This is a genomic window from Ignavibacteria bacterium (assembly GCA_041649015.1).
Classification (GTDB): Bacteria; Bacteroidota; Ignavibacteria; order Tepidaquicellales; family Tepidaquicellaceae; genus CAIKZJ01.
This window is the reverse complement of the sequence record JBAZNU010000006.1, coordinates 185185-206191: the sequence shown is the minus strand read 5'-3', so window position 1 is coordinate 206191 and position 21007 is coordinate 185185. Positions and strand designations below refer to the sequence as shown.

Genomic DNA, 21007 nt, shown 5'->3' with positions numbered 1-21007 from the left:
TCAGCAAGAATGCATCATTCGGGACAGACGGAGCAATGGAAATAGTATTAGGCGGAACAGTAACACCTTCGTCAACTCAGGTCGCAGGTCAGTACACTGCACCGGTAACAATATCTCTTCAGTACACGACAAACTAAAAAGAATTAAATACAAATATAAAGCCGGTTTTGAACAAGCCGGCTTTTTTTGTTGATTGATGTTTAAAAAATCATTATTTATTCCGATATTGTATAATCAATAAATAGGTAAAATGAGAAGTGTTGTCTTAATAATAATATTTTTCTTCAATGTTACTGCTTATTCTCAATTAGATGCAGATGTCGAGATATGGAATGTAAGAGATTTGGTTTTTCCTGTAGTAATTCCAGGTTTTTCAAGTACAGTATTAACGACGAATTCAGACGCTGGCAGATTAAGTATAACAATTACACGAAATAGAACTACAGTATCTGTTACTTTTTCACTTCCAACTCATTTATCTTCGGGAAATAATAGTCTTCCGGTTACCTTTACGGCAACAAAAAGTAATAATTCTAATGATGGTAATTTAGGTACAAGTTTTGATCCTTACGCCGGAACAACTATTTATAGAGAAACAGGCAGTACGAAGGACTGGTATATTAGATTGGGAGGTGTCATAAACACGCCGATTACTCAGGCGGGAGGAGTTTATAAAGGATCAATAATTATAACATTTATGAACTTAGGAAATTAGAAAATGAATAAAATTAGAATTATTTTTGTAATTATTTTTGTATTTGCCGCATGCGCAGGTTATTCTCAAGTGACAGTCGCTCCTGTATCATTGCATATGAGTGATGTAAATAAGAACGGATATCTGCTGATAAGGAATAATTCTTTAACATCGACCTGGGAAGTAAATGTTGAAATGAAATTCGGATATCCCGTGTCGGATTCAACGGGAAATATAAATATTTACTTTCCTGAAACAGTTAATGCAAGTGATCCCTCTGCAGTTGAATGGATAAATTTTTTCCCAAGGAAATTCATGCTAAAACCGCAGGAAGAACAAACTGTAAGAGTAGTAGCTAAACCACCGAAAGGTCTGAAAGAGGGTGAATACTGGGGAAGACCGATAATTTCATCGCAGGCTGTTAGTACGGAAGACACAACTGAGAATCCTCAGATTGGAGTCGGACTCTCAGTAAAATTCCAGACAGTTATTGCTTTAAATTACAGGAAAGGAAAATCATCAACATCGATTAATATATTATCATTTGATGCTGTTTATGAAAACGATAAAATAATAATATCCGCAGATATGAAAAGGGAAGGAAACAGTGCTTATATAGGTAATCTTATTGCAAAGGTTTACAACAGCAGTAATGATTTGGTGAGTGAAACAGAACAGGAATTTGCTGTTTATTATTCGTTACTGAAGAAAGTGTATTTTGATGTACCCGGAATAAAGAAAGGCAATTACACTATCGAGCTTGAACTGAACACCGATCGAAAAGAACAAAGCGGCACAATAATAAAAGGCAACACCGTAAATAAGAGAATACAGATCAGCGTCAATTAAAAGTATATGATAATTTATGCTTTTAGAATTTTCTCCACTGTTTTTATAACAGCATTTATTTTATTTATATTTTCTCCGAGAAATCTTTTCGCATCACAGCAGGAAGATACACTGAAAAACAATCCTGATGCTGAAGAAATTCCAATGCAAATCAACATTGAAAAAGTCGGATTGATTAATGTAATCGTTTTCGCGAATGAAAATGATGTATACATACCGCTTGCAGACCTGCTAAAAACCGTGAAAGTTAATGTAAACCTCGTTAAAAATAATTATACAGCTACAGGCTTCTTCATTGAAGAAAATAATACCTATTTTATTGACGTAAATGAACTAAGAGCAGAGATTAAGGGCAGGGAAGTGCTCGTCCAAAGGTCAGATTTTTACGTTAATGAAACTGACCTCTACATGAAAAGCGATTTATTCAACAAGATATTCGAAATAAATATGAATGTTGATATGAAAAGGATGAGCATATACATGAATTCAAAAAACACACTTCCTTACACTCTTGAACAGCAAAGAATAACATTAAGAAACATCACTCCTTTCTCTGAAACAGGAATCACGAAACCTGACGTTATAATACCGCGGGAGCGAAAGATTCTCGGACTTGGATTTCTCGACTGGCAGTTCACTGTCTCTTATTCAAATCCAAATAAAGAATATTACAATTATAATGTTGCACTTGGAAATGAACTAATCGGCGGAGATTTAAACTTTAATTTGTACGGGAACAAGGACAATGCAGTTGACCTGGATAATTCTTACCTGAGGTGGAGATTCGTGACCGAAGAGAGTTGGTTTAAACAGGGAATAGCGGGAGATATTAATCCTGTATCAGGATTGTTCTCGAGTGTTCAGGGAGTTCAGATTACGAATGCTCCTCCAATATCGAGGAAGATTCTTGGAGGGTACAAAATATTCGACCAGATTTATCCAAACTGGGAGGTGGAATTGTACGTAAACAATGAAATGATAGCGTACACAAGAGCGAACGAAAGCGGATATTTTGAGTTTATAATACCTTTGCTTTACGGTTCAAATTTTATAACGCTTAAATATTACGGACCCTCAGGGGAAATTCAGACATCAGACAGGGTTATACAGGTCCCTTATACTTTTTTACCATCAGGAGAATTTGAATACTATATAAGTGCGGGAAGAGAGAAGGCCGAAAGACGCAATCTTCTGTCAGAAGCCAATTTTAACTATGGTATAACTTCTTTCTTAACGTTAGGTGCTGGTAATACCTATTTAGATAATGCTGACGTTCCGAGAAACTACCCAAATGCGAATCTTTCATTAAAAATATTAGACGGATTAATTTTAAGCGGACAGTATTTTGCAAAATACAGAGGAAGAGCCACCCTTAATTTACTTTTGCCGTCACAGGCATCCGCAGAAATTAATTACATTAGGTATGAAGAAAACAGTTATTTTAATCCCGGATCAATAAAAGAAGAGAAGAATTTATCTATTTTTTTACCTGTAACATCCGGCGGTTTTTCATCAAACTTCAGGCTCAATGCGAGAGAATTACTAAGGTCAAACGGTAAACAGCTTTTTATATATCCGGGTTTGTTTTTGAGTTACGGGAGATTTCAGGGCAGTGCACAGTTAAACAGTATATTTCAACAGGATCATGATTCATACAGAAACGATTATCTTGTTTCTAATCTTCTACTTTCGTACAGACTTTTTGATGATATGATTATTCGGAACCAAACGGACATAGACCATTTAAACAGCAAGGTTATGAGAACAGGTATTTACATCGATAAAAGTGTTTTCAACGCCGGTTGGGTAAGTCTTTCTGTTTCAAAGGATTTTATTCAAGACAGTTATTCGGGAGCAGTTAATTTTAGATTCTACCTGCCATTTACAAGTATGAGTACAAACTACATGGCAGACAAATCCGGATGGGAGATTCACCAGAGTTTTTATGGTTCAATAGGTTTTGATGATTTTAAGAATAAGTTTATAACGGACAACAGATACCTTTCAAACAGGGCAGGATTAACATTTGTACCTTATCTTGAAAGGAATAATAATAATATGTTTGACTGCTGCGATAAAATACTTGATTCTCAGCTTGAAGTTAAAATGGAATCGGGGCATGCAGTTAAATATCAGGATGATAATAACGTATGGTTTACAGACCTTGACCCGTACAGTTATTATAACCTGCATATAAACCCAATGACGTTCGATAATCCGTTGTACAGACCAAAGTATAAAACTTACTCGATTTATACAGATCCGAGCAGGTTCAAAATGATACCCGTACCGGTGTATATAACAGGTATGGTTTCCGGTTATGTTAACCAGTTTGATGGAAGCGGAAGGAAAGGAGTTTCGGGGATGGAAGTCGTTCTTGAGGCTAAGGAAGGAGTTATACATTCGGTGACGCAAACATTTTCTGACGGAGAATTTATTTTCGACGACGTACCGCCGGGCAAATACAAAGTTTATTTGAAGTCTGAAGAATTAACAAGAAGGGGATATAAGGATGTAAAGAAAATTTATTACATTAAAGTTAAATCTTTAGAAGACGGTGACAGCTTTAGTGACATCGAATTTCTTATTAATAAAATAGAAAAGTAACAAATATATAAGGCTTCCATCAAAAGTAGATTAACCATTAACACTCATTTAGTATTCAAATCAATAAATATTATCAATTTGAGAATTGTACTCCTTTAAACATTTATACTATTATTTACAAAATTCATTAAATTAACCTTATTTTCATTAAATATTCATAGGTTTTCTTACTTTACATATTCTTACGCTTATGAATTCAGAAATAATTCAAGATAGATGAATTTATTCTCAATATGAGTTAAGTATTCTCAAAATGAGAAAATTATTTTGCTTTTAAGTGAATTAAATGAAGATTTTGTAAAAAAATGTACACTTTTGTAATGGCATAAAAGTTGACGATATATTTAATAGAAGCAATTAAATTATATATTATTCCTTGCTTATTTAATATTTTAAAATTAAATTGACTCGGGAATAGAATGAAAAAAATAATAATATCTGCAATAGTACTGATGATGACAGTGATGTGCACTGAAATTTATGCGCAGGTCACGGCTTCTATTTCCGCTACAGCTACAGTTTTGACAGGAATATCTGTGACAAACAAAAGTGACTTAAATTTCGGGGATGATATAGTACCCGGAGTTCAAAGGACAGTTGATAAAACGAATGCCAATTCGGGCAGATTTACATTGGTTGGTGCTCCTAATAAACAAATAAGTATAAGTTTTACCACACCGTCACAATTAATCAACGGTACAAGTACGATGCCGATAACATTTTCAAGCACTGATGCAGGATATCAGGTACCGGGAGGTTCTGTGGTTTCATTCAATCCCGTTGTTGTTTCGAATGCATCATTTAACTCTCAGGGAACTATGACAGTATTTCTTGGTGGCAAAGTTACTCCCTCAAATGATCAGGCATCGGGATTATATACAGCATCTATTACAGTTAATTTGGAATATACAGGAAACTAAATTAATTATAAGATAAATATTCAGATATGAATTCAGCGCAAGCAATAAAGCTTGCGTTTTTTGTTTATAATAAAAAATGCTTCCTGAAAAACAGGAAGCAAATACTATTTGAAACAGAAATCTTATTTGCGTTTAAATTTGTCTTCTTCGAGTGTGAATGTGAGTGAGATTCTGTGAGTATTACCGAGCTGTTCATCACCGTCAAATTTAGCGAAAGAGTAGTCTATGTTAATTTTGGGCAGCTGAACACCTGCTCCAAGAGTTAAATTGCCAATCTCATTGTAACCGCCTCTGATGCTAAAAAGCTTATTATAAGTGTACTCAAGTCCGCCATGAAAATCGAAAGAAACTGGTCCAACGTTAAAGTTAGAAGCAGTCCTTCTGTTTTCAAACCTGACGTCTAAGTCGGCAGCAGGAATTATAGTACCGTTGAGGAATGGAACATCATATATGTAAGCAAATCCAATTTTAGCAGTAGGTGAAATATTCTCTTTCTTTCCTGTACTCCATGCGAGATATGTAGTTGTAATATCCTGCAAGTTAGCGCCGAGCATTAAATTTTCAATCGGAGAATAATGCAGCCCAAGGTCGAAGCCGAGACCCCATGCAGATTCTTCAGCCAAAGACCTTCTTATAACCTTAAAGTTAGCACCGTATGAAAACTTATCGCTGTGTTTTTTTGAATAAGTTAAATAGAAAGCGTAGTCATTGGAATTAAAATATGTGATTCTGTCCGGGTCGAGTCTTTCTCCCGGGTCGAGAACACCGTTTCCGTTCAGGTCAATGAGTGCATTTCGGGTGTCAGGAATATCGTCAATGCCGTTAATAATAACACTCAATCCAACAGACTGATTTTTATCCAGCGGAATAGCGATAGCACCGTAATTATAATTCACGAGATTTCCAAAACGAGCGTCGTGCATGAGTGCAAGTTGCGGATAGTTTATTTTCGAGAGCAGTGCAGGATTCCAGTAACCTGCCGTAACGTCATTGACGAGTGCTACGTAGGCACTACCCATTCCAAGAGGTCTTCCACCAACACCTATAGCAAGAAATTCCCCCGCGTACTTGCTGCCATTACCTTGGGATAAACCAAATTCACTGAAAATTGCGAGAAATGCAATTACTACTACCGAAATTTTGATGTGATTCATTTAATAAAATTTATTTGTACGAAATTCTGTACAGATTGCTTATTTGCACTCTCTTTTTATTTGTTCAATAATCTCAATTTAAATCAAATAAATCAATACTAAAAGGAAAAAATGCACAAATTGTGACATTAGAAAATAATTCACAACGGAAATTAAGGTTAGAAATCAAATACACAGAATATGATATTCTTTCAATATTGTTTAGAGTCATTATCGCAGTAAAATATTCAAATTATAAATTTGAATATTTGAATATTTGAATAATATTTGTTGTATTGATAATGAGTATAATTATGTACAAAATAATATTTATATTGTTTTTTAATATTCTTCAGGTCAACCGAATCTTTCATTCCGCTTAAAATTAATTCTTAAAATTACGCATTAATGGCGCACTTATCTCTTTCCTTTAAGCAAAAGCTTAGTACAGGCGGAGCTGTGGCTATAAGTATTTCAAAGGTCAAATTTAATGACAGCACTATAAAACAAGTTAACTTTCCGATATATCATTTCAAAAAAACAGTACATTTATCAATTTTATGGGAAGTATAAATTTCTTAAATTACTGCAAATACAAAACTAAAAACAGCATGAAGAGAATATTATTAATTTCAGCAGTTCTAATACTTTTTGTAAAAATATCTCTTGCACAGGAAAAATTTCCGAGTATAATTCCATTTGGCGAAAAGAAGCTTACGTCGGACATAATGACTCCGGAAGTTTTATGGTCGTTCGGAAGGATTACAGAGATGTCCGTATCGCCGGACGGTAAATCGATTGTTTACGGAGTAAGATATTTCAACATAGAGATGAATAAAGGTCAGACAGATTATTTCATAGTTGATGCCGATGGAGCGAATAAAAAACGGCTTACGGGATCATCAGACGCTAAATACGGTGTGAAATGGCGTCCCGACGGTAAGCGTATAGGTTATGTATCAAACCGAAGCGGGATAATGCAAGTATGGGAGATGAAACCGGACGGTTCGGATTTAAGGCAAATGTCGTACATATCTGACGGAGTAGGAGATTTTAGGTATTCACCGGACGGCAAGAAAGTTTTATATTTAAAGGAAGTAAAAATTGATAAGACAGTCAAAGATCTGAATCCGGACCTGCCTAAGGCAAATGCGAGACTTTTTGATGACCTTATGTACAGGCACTGGGATGAATGGGAAGACGGGAACTACAGCCACATTTTCGTTTCTGACTATATAAGCGAAAATATTAAAGACGGGATTGATATTAATGCTGGAGAGGGCTGGGACATTCCAATGAAACCGTTCAGCGGAATTGAGCAGATAAACTGGAGCAGTGATTCAAAGAAGATTGTTTATTCAGCAAAGAAAATGAGAGGGAAAGAGTATACGGTATCGACAAATTCAGAGATTTATGTTTACGACCTTATTACGAAAACAACTGAGAATATTTCAGAAGGAATGATGGGTTTTGAATTAGCACCTGTTTATTCACCCGACGGACAGTATATAGCATGGACAAGTATGGAGCGAGACGGTTACGAATCGGATAAGACAAGAATATTTATTTATAACACATCAACAAAAGAGAAATTATATGCGACAAAAGATTTTGACCAAAATGCTGACGGACTTGAATGGACGAAGGACGGCAAGTCAATATATTTTGTAAGCGGAATTCGAGCAACTCAGGAAATATTCAGGTACGATTTAGCCGACGGAAAGATAACACGTGTAACGGACGGTATTCATAATTATCTTTCAGTAACCGAGGCAGGTAGCATGCTTATAGCAACAAGACAATCAATGTCGAAACCAACCGAGATATATTCAGTTAATCCTGAAAACGGTGAAGCAAAAGAAATAAGTTTTGTTAACAAGGGACTGCTTGACCAGCTAAAAATTGCAGAGGTTGAGAAGCGGATGGTAAAAACGACTGATGATAAGGATATGCTCGCATGGGTTATTTATCCACCGGATTTTGACCCGAATAAAAAATATCCAACGCTTCTTTTCTGTGAAGGAGGACCACAAAGCACTGTTGACCAGTTCTGGAGCTACAGATGGAATTTCCAGATGATGGCGGCTAACGGCTATATTATAATAGCTCCGAACAGAAGAGGGCTGCCCTCTTTTGGTATGGATTGGCTTGAACAGATAAGCGGAGATTACGGCGGACAGAACATGAAGGATTATTTAAGTGCCATTGATGACATTGCACAAGAACCATACGTTGATAAAGACAGGCTCGGAGCGGTAGGGGCAAGCTACGGAGGATTTTCAGTTTTCTGGTTAGCAGGAAATCATGATAAACGATTTAAGGCATTCATTGCACACGACGGAATGTTCAATCTTGAGAGCCAGTATTTAGAAACAGAGGAAATGTGGTTTGTAAACTGGGATTTAGGAGGTCCATTTTGGGAAAGGAATAACAAGGTTGCACAAAAGTCTTATGAAATATCACCTCATAAATATGTTCAAAACTGGGATACACCGATACTCGTAATACACGGAGAAAAGGATTACAGAATTGCATTTACGCAGGCAATGCAGGCGTTCAATGCGGCTGTACTGCTTGGAGTACCTGCGCAGCTGCTTTTATTTCCTGAAGAGAATCACTGGGTGCTGACACCACAGAACGGAATTTTATGGCAAAGAACTTTTTTCAACTGGCTTGATAAATGGCTGAAATAAAAAGAGATAGACGTAAAAAGATTGATTTAAGATTTATTGAAGGTTCAAATACTGAGAAGAAATTTTCTGTAAAGGAAATGCCTGCTCATGAAAAACCGCGCGAAAAGCTTAGTACCAAAGGAACTTCGGGAATGAGTGATTACGAGCTTTTAGCAATATTATTGAGAACAGGCACAAAGGAGCAAAATGTCTTAGATTTTTCCCGCTCACTTTTATGGCATTTTGGCAGTCTTGAGAAACTGTTTGATGCTTCGATTCAGGATCTGATGAAAATAAAAGGCATAGGGCTTGCAAAAGGAGCAGAATTAATTTCCTGTATAACACTTGCAAAAAGGTACAGGAAAGAGAGGGAGATGAACGAAAAACTCAGAATGCAAAGGGAAGCAATAACAGATGCCTCGCTTGCAGCGGACCACATAAGGGAATTGATAACGGATTATTCTAAGGAACAATTTTTTGTATTGAATCTTGATGTAAGAAACAGAGTAATAGATGTTGACAGAATTTCGGAAGGTACGCTGACGGCGAGTCTTGTGCATCCGAGGGAAACATTTGAGAGTGCAATAAGGAAACATTCGGCGAGTATAATGGTGGCGCATAATCATCCGTCCGGGGATACGCAACCTTCGGAGGAGGATATACGAATAACGAGAAGGCTGAAAGATGCAGGTAATATACTTGGGATTCAGCTTCTTGACCACATTATTATTACAAAACATAAATACAGCAGTTTAAAAGAAATGGGAATAATCTGATTTATGGAATATAAAGATTACTACAAAATACTTGGTGTTGATAAGAAAGCAAGCAAAGATGATATAAAGAAAGCATACAGAAAGCTCGCAATGAAATATCATCCCGATAAAACGAAAGGGGACAAATCCGCAGAGGATAAATTCAAAGAAATTAATGAAGCTAATGAAGTTCTGAGTGATGACAATAAAAGAAAGAAGTATGACGAGATGGGCTCGAACTGGAACTACTATCAGCAGGCGGGAGGAAACGCAGAGGGATTCGACTGGGGCAAGTATTCGAATCAGGGAGGAACTCAATATCAATACAGCGGAAATTTTGAGGATGTATTCGGGAATTCAGGTTACTCGGATTTCTTCGATATGTTTTTCGGCGGAAGTTTCGGAGGCGGTAAAAAAAGCAGACGAGGTGGCGGCAGACGCACACCTGCAAAGGGACAGGACTATCAGGCATCGCTCGATATTTCATTAAGAGAGGCATACAAAGGAGTCTCAAAAGTATTTTCATTCAACAACCAATCTATAAAGCTTAACTTAAAGCCCGGAATAAACGACGGACACGTGTTAAAGATACCGGGTAAAGGCGGAGCGGGTTCGGGCGGAGCAGGAGATTTGCTGATAAAGATAAATGTGCGGGGCGATGCTGTGTTTGAAAGAAAAGAGGATGACCTTTATGCAAATCTTCATGTACCTTTGTATGATGCAGTACTCGGCGGCAAGGTTGAGTTTGAAGCTATAAAAGGAAAGGTAAAGATAGACATTACGAAAGACTGTTCAAACGGGAAAATATTCCGATTATCAAGAATGGGCATGCCGAAGTACGGAAAAACGGGGGAGTTCGGAGATTTGTATTTAACAGTGCAGATAGATATGCCTAAAAATTTAACGGATAGAGAAATTGAGCTGTTTCAGGAACTAAAGAAATTAAGAACCTAATATTATTTTTAACCACTATTCTAATTTAATTTCGCAATTATTTTGACGCTTAATTCCCGCTTGATTGACGCTCATTTCCCGCTTGGTTGACGCACATTTCCCGCTCAGTTGACGCTGATTCCCCGCTTCTTGCATGAATCTGAGACGCTTCTAAGACGAATCTATAACACCCGGTTAAGCAATTAAGCATGAAATAGTTATTATTGACTATTCACGGAAGTTTAGAGCAATATGGAATACCTAAAAGCATTTTATCTGTGTGTAATTCTCACCTACCAACATTAAATGCCTTCGGCATTTATTATAAAAGCAACAAACAATATCTACTAAGACTAATTCGGGGAAAATAAGTATTTCTCTATTATAGCGTATGACCTTCGCAATCCTTTCAAGGCTTTTCTTGGATTCACGGATACATTTAATAATGACCTGTGGAAATTGTCGTTAGATGAGGATGAAGTGATAGTAAATGATATGAATAACAGTGCTCACAAGTTATACGGATAATAAACAAAAACTTGCATTCATCTAATGGAATCTTATATCGAATACACTGAAATTTACAAGAAAAGGAGGAAGCGTTATTCTATCGGCAAAAAATGACTAAGGATATTGTTGATATATCAATAAAAGATACGGGTATTGGTATGAGTAAAGGAATGATTTATCCCTTATAAATAAAATGATAAGAAGGACGGGATCTGCGAACCGGGTACGGAATGGGGCTGCTGCTGTACAAAGAATTTGCGGAAATGCACAACGGTAAGATTTTCGTTAAAAGTGAAGTAGGTAACGGGACAGAGTCTGTTGTAAGTCTGCCATAGACTGTTTTATTTCTGTATTAAGTAAAACTATTTGTTATTAATAATAAAGTTTACAATCTCGGGTTTATTGCCGATACGTAAAGGCGGTCCCCAGGTACCAAGGCCTGTAGATACATATATCCATGTTCCATATTTATTTACAAGCCCTGTGCTTACTTCATAAATTAAGTTTGTTACAAGGTTGTTAGGAAAGAACTGCCCGTGATGTGTATGCCCCGAAATAGATAAATCAACATTTTTTCCGTTAAGTTCAGAAAGGTTGGTCGGTTGGTGGTTCATTAAAATAACAGGGTATTTATTATCTACACCTGACATGAGTTCTTCAAGTGAACGTCTATCCTTTCCTGAAAACCTTTTAATATCGTTATCCTCTCTGCCCAGAAGATAGAACTGATTGTTTATCAGAGCACTGGAATCTCTAAGTACAGTTACATTGTGTTCGGTCAGATATCTTACAGCAGGTTCAACGCCGCCAATGTATTCATGATTTCCGGTAACGGCAAACACTCCGAATTTTGATTTAAGATTAAGCAAATGGTCGCCGAGATTTTTTTCTAATACAGGTTTAATATCTTCATCAATAACATCACCCACAAGAAGAATAATATCGGGATTCAAAGAATTAATTTTTTCAACGATATAATCAACCCACTTTCCTGATGAAAGTGGTCCCAGGTGTAAATCAGAAACGACAACAGCATTCAATAAAAGCTCTTTAGTATTTTCTTTTGAGATGTTAAGCTCAATAGTATTAACTACAGGATTATTTGCGTTACGATACCCGAAGGTTAACAACACTGATACTGAGATTAAAGATATAATAAAAACTGCTAACTTTGTTTTCTCATAGTTAAAATTAACGAAAGCAGGAAAAATTGTGACGAAATGATTTACAATTCTTAAAAAATCCAATAATAAAGAAATAAGGAATAAGTACAGAAGTGCTGCGAGCCAGAATGAACCGATAAGAAGCAGAGCATCGCTGATACTGTTGAAATTGTAAGACTGGAGGAATCTTGCTGCTATGTATGAAAAAGCAAGAAATACAAAAACAATTATGTAATAGGGCTTAATCCATTGATAACCATTAAGAGCCTGAAGTCCGTGGTAAAATACGTAAACATTCCCTATACCGTATACAGTAAGTACGGTTGAGATAAATATAATAAAATCAGAAGTTCTCATGGAAATAATAACGCAAAAAACGTGTGATACGTTCACAAACACATATCAATATTTTTATAAAACAGAACAGGAAATTAATTGATATAAATTCTGATATTGGTTATATTTGTAACTCTTACTATCAGCGGAAGTGGTGGAACTGGTAGACACACCATCTTGAGGGGGTGGCGCCGCGTAGGTGTGGGGGTTCAAGTCCCCCCTTCCGCACAGAATACAGCAATAATCTAAAGAATTTGCATAAAAAGAGGATTTTATTCCTCTTTTTCTTTTTGGAGTAGATTACTTATTGATTATAAAAAATGGTATAAACCGCATAAATGAACCTGTTAACGACATTAATCACTTGATTTTTAGTGTAAATAATGATAAATTTGTTGTTTAATATTTTAATAATTTAAACGTTAAATGGATAAGGTTAAGAGAAATTACGAAATCTATATAATAGTTGACGGAAACTTTGAAGATCCGACAGTAGAAGAGATTATATCAAAATACGAGAAGTTCCTCATAAAAAATGGTACCGAGATTATCAACATAGATAGAATGGGCAGAAAAAGACTTGCATACCCGATAAAGAAAAAGGTTAATGGATACTATATTTGTTTTGAGGTTTTAGCACCCGCAGACGTAGTTGGGAAACTTGAGAAGACATTCAGGATTGACGAGAATATATTAAGACATCTTTCTGTTTACATGAGCAAGAAAGATTTAAAAGAGAAGAACGAATATTTCGTTAAGAAAGCCGCCACTTTAGCAGCATTTGAGGCTCAGAAGGCAGCGGAAGAAAAAGCATCACAGGAAAAAGAAGAAGAGTTGATTGCTGAAACCCCTGAAAAGGGCGAAGTAACCGCACAGGAATAAGAGATTATTAAATTAAACATTTATCCGGAGGTACATTATGGCTGAATTTAAGATGCCCGAATTAAACAGTGTAGTAATTGCTGGTAACCTTACAAAGGACCCAATTTTTAGACAGACAACCAACGGAACACCGGTTGTTAATTTTTCTATTGCAAGCAACAGAAGGTTCAGGGACAAGAATGAAGACTGGAAAGAAGATGTGTGTTATGTAGGAATTGTAGCATGGAACAGACTTGCTGAAAGCTGCAGAGATAAACTGAGAAAGGGTAATGCAGTCTTAGTTGACGGCGAGTTACAGTCAAGGACTTTCAAGACTGAGGACGGATCAAACAGGACGATAGTTGAAATTAAAGCAAGAAGAATTCAATTCCTGAACAAACGCGGCTCCAGTGACGGTGAAAGAGACGAGCCCTCAACGTTTACGGATGAAAGTTTTGATTCATTGCTTTCACCCGAAGATTCAGATTTAATAAAATAATTAGTTTAACTTTATAAAAATAAATTAACTCGGGCGGTTAAAGCCGCCCGTTTATAGTAAAATATCATGAAAGTATTATTAAAAAAGGATTTCGATTTACTCGGAACAGCCGGTGAAGTAAAAGACGTTAAAGACGGCTATGCAAGAAATTATTTAATACCAAAAGGAATAGCAACTCTGGCAACTCCTTCAAGACTAAAATCATTCGAAGAAGAAAGAAGACAGCAGGGAAGAAAGATTCTAAGGGAAACAAATGATGCAAAGATAATCGCTTCAAGAATTGAAACTGATTCTGTTACATTAACTGTAAAGACTGCCGAAGAAGGCAAAATATACGGGTCTGTATCTCCTTCGATGGTGCATGATGCTCTTTCAGAAAAAGGTTACAACATCGATAAGAGAAAGATTATAATGCCCGAGCATATTAAATCTCTCGGTGACTATACGATCGATATTAAGCTGTACACCGACGTTATCGCGAAGCTAAAAATATCTGTTATAAGCGAAGAGCCGGCTCCGGAAGAGAATACAGAAGAAACTCCCGCATAATAACAAGAATTATTTGAAATTATATTAATCCATTTCTCAAAAGGAAATGGATTTTTTATTTTACCTTGAAAAACCATCTCAATAATAGTATTTTTAATTTTCCCATTATAATTAATTATAAAAGGACACAGACTTTTGACAGAAGAAAAAACACAACCCGAACATTCGAAACCTGATGTTATAACAGTAGAAGATGTAACAGTTAGGTTTGCGGGTGATTCTGGAGACGGGATGCAGTTGACGGGCGCGCAGTTTTCCGATACAGTAGCATCATACGGTAATGATTTAGAAACATTTCCCGATTATCCGGCAGAAATCCGTGCACCAGCCGGAAGCCTTTACGGTGTAAGCGGATACACAATACATTTTTCGAGTCATGATATTTATACACCAGGAGACCAGATAGACGTTTTAGTAGCTATGAATCCTGCGGCTTTAAAGGTAAATCTGAAAGACGTAAAAAAGCATGGAGTAATAATTGTAAATACCGATACTTTTGACAGAAAGAATCTTGAACTTGCAAGCTACAAAGAAAATCCGCTTGAAGACGGTTCTCTTTCTGGATATAGTGTATATCCTATACCAATAACAAAATCGACATTAGAAACACTTAAAGAATTAAACTTACCTTTAAAAACAGCATCAAAATGCAAGAATTTCTTTGCTCTTGGTGTCATTTACTGGCTTTACAACAAAACACCCGAATTAACATTAAACTGGATTTCAGAAAAATTCAAGAAAAATCCGGAATTAATTGAAGCGAACACTAAAGTACTTAAAGCAGGTATGTATTTTGGTGAAACGACTGAAATATTTAATACAAGGTACGAAGTAAAACCTGCACATCTCAGAAAAGGAACATACAGAAATCTTAACGGTAATGAGGCAGTTGCATTGGGACTGGTATCTGCTGCAAAAAGAGCAGGACTGGAACTATTCCTCGGAAGTTATCCGATAACTCCCGCATCGGAAATTCTTCATTACTTATCGGGTATGAGGCAGTTTGGGGTTAAGACATTTCAGGCAGAGGATGAAATAGCAGGTGTAGCAACTGCTGTAGGTGCATCGTTTGCAGGACACCTTGGTGCGACATCGACGAGCGGACCGGGTATGGCGCTTAAGACTGAGGCGATTGGTCTTGCTGTAATGGCTGAACTTCCATTAGTTATTGTAAACGTTCAAAGAGGTGGACCTTCAACAGGACTACCGACAAAGACCGAACAGGCAGACTTGCTGCAGGCAATGTTTGCACGAAACGGAGAATGTCCTGTAGCAGTAGTGGCCGCTGCAACTCCATCTGACTGTTTTCATATGGCTGTAGAAGCCGCAAGATTAGCCATAAAATTCATGACCCCTGTTATTCTTTTAACAGACGGTTATATTGGTAACGGTTCAGAACCATGGAGAGTGATAACAATAGATGAACTGCCCGAATTTAAAGCAAATTTCAGGACTGATCCGAAGGATTTTCACCCATACGTCAGAGATGAAAGATTAGTCAGACCATGGGTAAAACCGGGGACTCCGGGAATGGAACACAGAATAGGCGGACTTGAAAAGCAGCATATTTACGGTAATATAAGCTACGACCCTGAAAATCATGAATTTATGGTAAAGACAAGAGAGCAGAAGATTAAGAATATTGAGAACGATATTCCCGAGCTTGAAGTTTTAGGGGATAAGGAAGCTGAATTACTCGTGATGTCTTGGGGAAGCACATTCGGTGCTGTTGCATCAGCGGTTGAAAATCAGATTGCAAAGGGTAACAAAGTAGCGTTTGCGCATTTTAAGTATATAAACCCAATGCCGAAGAATACTGAGGCTGTTATTAAGAGTTACAAAAAGATACTTGTTCCTGAAGTAAATATGGGACAGCTATCGAAAATATTGAGAATGAACTACGTAATAGAACCGATTCAGTTTAACAAGATAAAAGGAACACCATTCAAATCCTACGAAATCGAACAGAAGATTGAAGAAATTTTAAAAGGAAGTGTGAGGTAAAATATGAGCGAAAAAGCAGAAACAAAATATACAGCTAAAGATTTCTCGTCGGGTATTGATGTAAGGTGGTGTCCGGGATGCGGAGATTTCTCGATTCTTGCACAGGTACAGAGGTCGTTTCCTCAGCTTGTGGGTGTTGATAAGGAAAAGATTGTCTTCATCTCGGGTATAGGCTGTTCAAGCCGCTTTCCGTATTACATGAATACTTACGGTTTTCATACAATTCACGGAAGAGCTGCAGCAATAGCATCTGGTGTTAAAACAGCACGTCCTGAGCTTTCAGTCTGGATGGCAACGGGCGACGGCGACTGCCTTTCAATCGGCGGTAATCATTTTATTCATTTATTGAGAAGAAATATTGATATTAATGTTCTTCTTTTTAACAACAGAATATACGGTTTGACAAAAGGACAGAATTCACCAACATCCGAGCATGGCAAGGTAACCAAATCAACTCCTTTGGGTAATGTTGAGTATCCTGTTAATCCGATTGCGATGGCTATCGGAGTAGAGGGTACATTCATAGCAAGAGCAATGGACGTTGATTCAAAACATCTTCAGTCACTTATACAAAGAGCTCACCTGCACAAAGGAACTTCATTTATTGAAATACTTCAGAACTGTGTTATATTTAATGACGGTGCATTTGATAATTTCACTTTAAAAGAGCACAGGGCAGACAGGGTCGTTTATCTTGAGCATGAAAAACCGATGGTATTCGGGAAACAAAAGGATAAGGCAATTAAACTTGACGGCTTTACACCTGTTCTTATTGACCTTAATGACGGTAAACACAGCATTAATGATGCACTGGTCTATAATGAGAAGTCGAAGGAACTTGCATACATAATCAGTCAGTTCTCAGATAATCCTGCGATGCCGCTTCCGGTAGGTGTATTCCTTGATATTAATTATACAACATTTGAGGACGATATGACGGCACAAATCGCAGACGCTAAAAAGAGATTGGGTGAAGGTGATATTAATGCTCTCCTTAAAGGAAAATCTTACTGGGAAATTAACTAAGTTATGTTTTAATCAGAATAGAAAAGGGCTGTCCATATTACAGCCCTTTTTGTTATCATATCTAAATATAATTTAATAGTCAAGCCCGAGAGAAAACATGTACAGCGGGTCTGAGAACTTTTGCAAGTCATACCTCCATGCAACGTCGAACCTGACGGGGAATCCAAGAAATACGATTCTGGCGCCAAAACCGGGAGCAAGTAAAAGGTCTTTTGTTTTTGCCCTTCCGGATGGACTGGACCCAACAAATTGTAATTTCTTTGTATCATTCCACGCTGACCCTGCATCTATAAAAAATGCACCCATTATGTTCTGGAATCCCAAAGGTAAAGCCCCAAGTATAAGGTATTTGAAAATTGGAAATCTGAGTTCAACGTTTGCAAGTACAAATTTCGATCCTGATCGAGCATTAAAGTTAAATCCCCGCATTGGAGTTACCAGAGTGGCAAATGCATAGTTATCAATACTTTCTCCGAAAGGTATAACGCTGTTTTCAAACTGCCAGTTTATCCAGTTATCAATACCCCCAAGATAAAACTTCTGTGGATTCAATCCAAAACTTGCTCCGCCGTTAAACCTCATAGCAAATGTGTAATTATCTCCAAGCTTAAAATATTTTCTGAAATCACCAATTAATGAATAAAACTCAGAGCTTTCGCTTCCGAGGTATGGCGATGCAAGTGCCGTTATGATATACTTTTCCCCTCTTTCGGGGTATATATAACCGAATAGAGTATTATCAAAAACCATGTTTATAGATGGAGATATCAGATATTTGTAATTCATCGGTTCATTCCCGTTGTCCAGGTTTTCTCTTGATATTCTCATCAATGAAAGACCTGCGTCAATTCTTCTGAATTTATTAATAGGGTATGAAACATTAATTTCTGCGCCGTATGTCCTGTAACGGTATAATTCGCTGTATGGTGAATTTGGATTCTGGTAGAGTACAAACCTTGCAGTGTGATAGAGTCCAAAACCATAGTCTATTCTTTTCGCCAGGTACTGATATGCAGCGGCATAATCGCTGTTCTTGAGGTCAATAACCATCGATGTCAGAAAAGTAATCCTGTGATTCCCCATCATGTCGCTTAATGATATCTGTGCTACTCCCTGAACACCGTAGTATGAAGAATACATCGCATTCCCGTAAACTAAGTCGGGTGTGAATTTAATCTTATAGTTGTTAATTCTAAAAGAGCCGTCATCATTAGTGTTATTCTCTATCTTGAAATTGCTGTTCGATGTGTATATGGAATCAAACTTATCGGTGAATAAATCTTCCTTGTCTTTCTTAGTGTTGAATTTAAGTTTGATTTTGCTTCCATACAGACTGCTGGAATCTGTTTTTGAATCATTCGAAATTGAATCTTTGATTGATTCTAAGTTTATTATTGTACTATCTCGTAAAAGCGAATTTGCATAAAGAGTATCGGATAAAAGTGTATCAGCCATAGTAAACGAGGTATCGTGTAAAAGACTGTCCGCTTTGTGGTCAAGTGCAAGGTTTTTTCTTGATTCATTCAGTTTCAGTACATACTGTGTAGGGGGTAATGTGTCCATGTCAAGTTTCTTATCGAAAGGATTATCCATTGAGTAAATATCATAACCTCCCTGATTCAAAGAAACGAATAACAGTTTCTTTGCGTCTCTCGAGAGCGAAAGCTGGTCTATCGGGCTAATAGAGTTTGTAATCGGTCTTTCGGTATAATTTCCGGTAGAATCAAACTGTCCAATGTATATGTTCGAAATTCCGTTCCTGTCGGACACATAAAGAACCTTATCACCTTTCTCATTAAAAGTAACTGAGCCGTTCTTCGTATCTTTTGAGTTCGATATTCTTTCGATAGTTCCGTTTGATACTTCAATTCTGTAAACATCCTTCCTGTCAACGTCATGTTTCCACATCTCAAAATTTGCAGGAATGCTGTCTCTGTTTAAATAATTATCCCTGTCAGAACTAAAATAAATGTACTTGCCGTCGGGTGACCAGCTGGGTCCAATGTCAGAAAAAATATCATTTGTAAGGTTTGTCAGTTTATTGCTTTTAATATTGTAAATATAAATGTCGGATTGTTTCGTGTTTGTTCCTACAAACGCAATGATATTCTTAAAAGGAGACCACTCAACGTAAGAGATTGAGTTTAACTCCACCGGAAGCCATCTTTCATCACCGTCATCTGCATTTATTAAAAAGATTGCATCCTTATCTCCCGCTTTTACGCTGATAGCAAGTTCTTTTCCGTCCGGCGACCATGACAATCCGGGCGTTAGAACCTGAAGCTCTTCGAAATTATTCGTATTGTTGCCCTGCAGAATTTTATCGAGTATTCTTCCGCTGTTAACGTCCGCTAAAAACACAGAAAAGAAATCGTCCCTGTTAGAAATAAATGCAAACTTATCTCCTCGCGGAGATATTGTTGGTGCTATGTTGTAAAAACCGCCGTCTTTTTCGTGGTTCGTAAGCATCTTCGCGAAATCTTTAACGTCTTCTCTTTTTGCTATTTCTGGCCAGTGAGTTTTCTTTAGTTCCTTAAGCCATTTTTCTGAAAGCTGTTCAATACTTAATTTAAACGTCTCCCTGAAAGCCATATCAACATCATTCAGGCTTTTAATATTACTCATTAAATCACTCATTTTGTAATCACCGTAAGTATCGGCAATGAAAGATAGAAAACTCTGGCCTCCTCGGTAAGCAAGGTATCCGTCATTGTACTCAATCGGAGGCAGGTAATTATTCAATACTGCGTCCCTAATGAACATATCAGTCTCTTTGTCCAGTCCGTTTAGGCTTTGATATTCAGCCATACCCTCGCTGAACCAGAGCGGTACATTTAAAGTTATATTTTTTGAGATGACATTCTGTATAGAGCCGCCGTAATACATATCGTTCATAAACGCATGAAATAGTTCGTGATGTATTACATGTCTGTATTGATCATAATTCCCCTCAAAGGGAACAAGAATTCTGTTCTTAAACAGTTCAGTTACTCCGCCGATTCCTTCAGGCAAAAATTCATCGATAACATTATTCTGTTGAAATTCATTATGAGAATTGAAAACAACTAACGGAATTCTGTTTGATATATTATGTTCGAGATTTCTTGTAAGCGAAGCAAGTGATGATTCAGCCACGAATGCAGTGTAAACAGCCAGGTCATAACCTCCCTGTGAAAAATAAACGTCAAAGTGCTTTGTTTGTATAAACTTCCAGTCAAAAACCTTATATTGCACTTTGTTTTTGCCAAACTGGGAATAGGCATCCGGCTGAGCAATAACATATAGTACTGCAAGGAATATAAACGCATATACTGCCTTTTTGAATTTCATATTATTCTTGATGTAATTGATTAACAAACTGTAAAAAAAATATGTCTATATGCGTTTTAAAATTAGCTTAATAATATACTGTTTCTGTTTCTTTTATGAAGTAATTTAAGCATTTTTATAAAATATTCATACTCAAAATATAAAATAATAATTGATTGTAATAAGT

At 36.9% G+C, this 21007-nt stretch carries 16 protein-coding genes and 1 tRNA gene; 14 read left to right on the top strand and 3 right to left on the bottom strand.

The genetic code is table 11. From position 1 onward, the window contains the following. Positions 1 to 250 precede the first annotated feature (250 nt). The 4 genes from WC644_11170 to WC644_11155 all read left to right on the top strand — a co-directional run bounded on the left by WC644_11170 (position 251) and on the right by WC644_11155 (position 5070). The gene (locus WC644_11170; GenBank protein MFA5012496.1) at positions 251 to 715 is read left to right on the top strand and encodes a hypothetical protein; all 465 of its coding nucleotides are present in this window, start codon (positions 251 to 253) and stop codon (positions 713 to 715) included. Between the two features lie 3 nt (positions 716 to 718). Further along, positions 719 to 1543, top strand: coding sequence for a hypothetical protein (locus WC644_11165; GenBank protein MFA5012495.1), 825 nt, complete (start codon positions 719 to 721; stop codon positions 1541 to 1543). Between the two features lie 6 nt (positions 1544 to 1549). After that, positions 1550 to 4150 (top strand): carboxypeptidase-like regulatory domain-containing protein, encoded by a 2601-nt coding sequence (locus tag WC644_11160; protein MFA5012494.1) that lies wholly within the window; start codon positions 1550 to 1552, stop codon positions 4148 to 4150. Between the two features lie 419 nt (positions 4151 to 4569). Beyond that, a complete protein-coding gene (locus tag WC644_11155; protein ID MFA5012493.1) occupies positions 4570 to 5070 on the top strand; it encodes a DUF4402 domain-containing protein in 501 nt (166 codons plus the stop codon). 122 nt (positions 5071 to 5192) lie between these two features. On the opposite strand, the gene WC644_11150 is transcribed toward WC644_11155, so the two are convergent. After that, positions 5193 to 6224, bottom strand: coding sequence for a PorV/PorQ family protein (locus WC644_11150; GenBank protein ID MFA5012492.1), 1032 nt, complete (start codon positions 6222 to 6224; stop codon positions 5193 to 5195). 590 nt (positions 6225 to 6814) lie between these two features. On the opposite strand from WC644_11150, the gene WC644_11145 reads away from it, so the two are divergent. The 4 genes from WC644_11145 (at position 6815) to WC644_11130 (ending at position 11408) form a co-directional block, all read left to right on the top strand. Beyond that, a complete protein-coding gene (locus WC644_11145; GenBank protein ID MFA5012491.1) occupies positions 6815 to 8896 on the top strand; it encodes a S9 family peptidase in 2082 nt (693 codons plus the stop codon). Beyond that, positions 8884 to 9651: a DNA repair protein RadC gene (gene radC, locus WC644_11140; protein ID MFA5012490.1), complete on the top strand. Its 768-nt coding sequence runs from the start codon at positions 8884 to 8886 to the stop codon at positions 9649 to 9651. The genes WC644_11145 and radC overlap by 13 nt, the downstream gene beginning before the upstream one ends. A 3-nt stretch (positions 9652 to 9654) precedes the next feature. Further along, positions 9655 to 10584 (top strand): J domain-containing protein, encoded by a 930-nt coding sequence (locus WC644_11135; GenBank protein MFA5012489.1) that lies wholly within the window; start codon positions 9655 to 9657, stop codon positions 10582 to 10584. 719 nt (positions 10585 to 11303) lie between these two features. Continuing rightward, positions 11304 to 11408, top strand: coding sequence for a hypothetical protein (locus WC644_11130; protein MFA5012488.1), 105 nt, complete (start codon positions 11304 to 11306; stop codon positions 11406 to 11408). 27 nt (positions 11409 to 11435) lie between these two features. On the opposite strand, the gene WC644_11125 is transcribed toward WC644_11130, so the two are convergent. After that, positions 11436 to 12593: a metallophosphoesterase gene (locus tag WC644_11125; GenBank protein ID MFA5012487.1), complete on the bottom strand. Its 1158-nt coding sequence runs from the start codon at positions 12591 to 12593 to the stop codon at positions 11436 to 11438. A 124-nt stretch (positions 12594 to 12717) separates the two neighbouring features. Here WC644_11125 and WC644_11120 point away from each other — a divergent pair. The 6 genes from WC644_11120 to WC644_11095 all read left to right on the top strand — a co-directional run bounded on the left by WC644_11120 (position 12718) and on the right by WC644_11095 (position 17511). Continuing rightward, positions 12718 to 12800 (top strand) — tRNA-Leu (locus WC644_11120). Positions 12801 to 12998: 198 nt separating this feature from the next. Beyond that, positions 12999 to 13454: a 30S ribosomal protein S6 gene (gene rpsF / locus WC644_11115; GenBank protein MFA5012486.1), complete on the top strand. Its 456-nt coding sequence runs from the start codon at positions 12999 to 13001 to the stop codon at positions 13452 to 13454. A gap of 37 nt (positions 13455 to 13491) precedes the next feature. Next, positions 13492 to 13932, top strand: coding sequence for a single-stranded DNA-binding protein (locus WC644_11110; protein MFA5012485.1), 441 nt, complete (start codon positions 13492 to 13494; stop codon positions 13930 to 13932). Positions 13933 to 13998: 66 nt separating this feature from the next. Further along, positions 13999 to 14481, top strand: a complete 483-nt coding sequence (rplI, locus tag WC644_11105; GenBank protein MFA5012484.1) for a 50S ribosomal protein L9 — start codon at positions 13999 to 14001, stop codon at positions 14479 to 14481. A 135-nt stretch (positions 14482 to 14616) separates the two neighbouring features. Beyond that, positions 14617 to 16485 (top strand): 2-oxoacid:acceptor oxidoreductase subunit alpha, encoded by a 1869-nt coding sequence (locus WC644_11100; GenBank protein MFA5012483.1) that lies wholly within the window; start codon positions 14617 to 14619, stop codon positions 16483 to 16485. Between the two features lie 3 nt (positions 16486 to 16488). Then, the gene (locus tag WC644_11095; protein ID MFA5012482.1) at positions 16489 to 17511 is read left to right on the top strand and encodes a 2-oxoacid:ferredoxin oxidoreductase subunit beta; all 1023 of its coding nucleotides are present in this window, start codon (positions 16489 to 16491) and stop codon (positions 17509 to 17511) included. A 72-nt stretch (positions 17512 to 17583) separates the two neighbouring features. On the opposite strand, the gene WC644_11090 is transcribed toward WC644_11095, so the two are convergent. Then, a complete protein-coding gene (locus WC644_11090) occupies positions 17584 to 20841 on the bottom strand; it encodes a biopolymer transporter Tol (protein ID MFA5012481.1) in 3258 nt (1085 codons plus the stop codon). Positions 20842 to 21007 lie beyond the last annotated feature (166 nt).

Coding starts and splice junctions, on each gene's coding strand:
- WC644_11170 (MFA5012496.1), top strand. CDS start 251: ATGAGAAGTGTTGTCTTAATAATAATATTTTTCTTCAATGTTACTGCT.
- WC644_11165 (MFA5012495.1), top strand. CDS start 719: ATGAATAAAATTAGAATTATTTTTGTAATTATTTTTGTATTTGCCGCA.
- WC644_11160 (MFA5012494.1), top strand. CDS start 1,550: ATGATAATTTATGCTTTTAGAATTTTCTCCACTGTTTTTATAACAGCA.
- WC644_11155 (MFA5012493.1), top strand. CDS start 4,570: ATGAAAAAAATAATAATATCTGCAATAGTACTGATGATGACAGTGATG.
- WC644_11150 (MFA5012492.1), bottom strand. CDS start 6,224: ATGAATCACATCAAAATTTCGGTAGTAGTAATTGCATTTCTCGCAATT.
- WC644_11145 (MFA5012491.1), top strand. CDS start 6,815: ATGAAGAGAATATTATTAATTTCAGCAGTTCTAATACTTTTTGTAAAA.
- radC (MFA5012490.1), top strand. CDS start 8,884: ATGGCTGAAATAAAAAGAGATAGACGTAAAAAGATTGATTTAAGATTT.
- WC644_11135 (MFA5012489.1), top strand. CDS start 9,655: ATGGAATATAAAGATTACTACAAAATACTTGGTGTTGATAAGAAAGCA.
- WC644_11130 (MFA5012488.1), top strand. CDS start 11,304: ATGGGGCTGCTGCTGTACAAAGAATTTGCGGAAATGCACAACGGTAAG.
- WC644_11125 (MFA5012487.1), bottom strand. CDS start 12,593: ATGAGAACTTCTGATTTTATTATATTTATCTCAACCGTACTTACTGTA.
- rpsF (MFA5012486.1), top strand. CDS start 12,999: ATGGATAAGGTTAAGAGAAATTACGAAATCTATATAATAGTTGACGGA.
- WC644_11110 (MFA5012485.1), top strand. CDS start 13,492: ATGGCTGAATTTAAGATGCCCGAATTAAACAGTGTAGTAATTGCTGGT.
- rplI (MFA5012484.1), top strand. CDS start 13,999: ATGAAAGTATTATTAAAAAAGGATTTCGATTTACTCGGAACAGCCGGT.
- WC644_11095 (MFA5012482.1), top strand. CDS start 16,489: ATGAGCGAAAAAGCAGAAACAAAATATACAGCTAAAGATTTCTCGTCG.
- WC644_11090 (MFA5012481.1), bottom strand. CDS start 20,841: ATGAAATTCAAAAAGGCAGTATATGCGTTTATATTCCTTGCAGTACTA.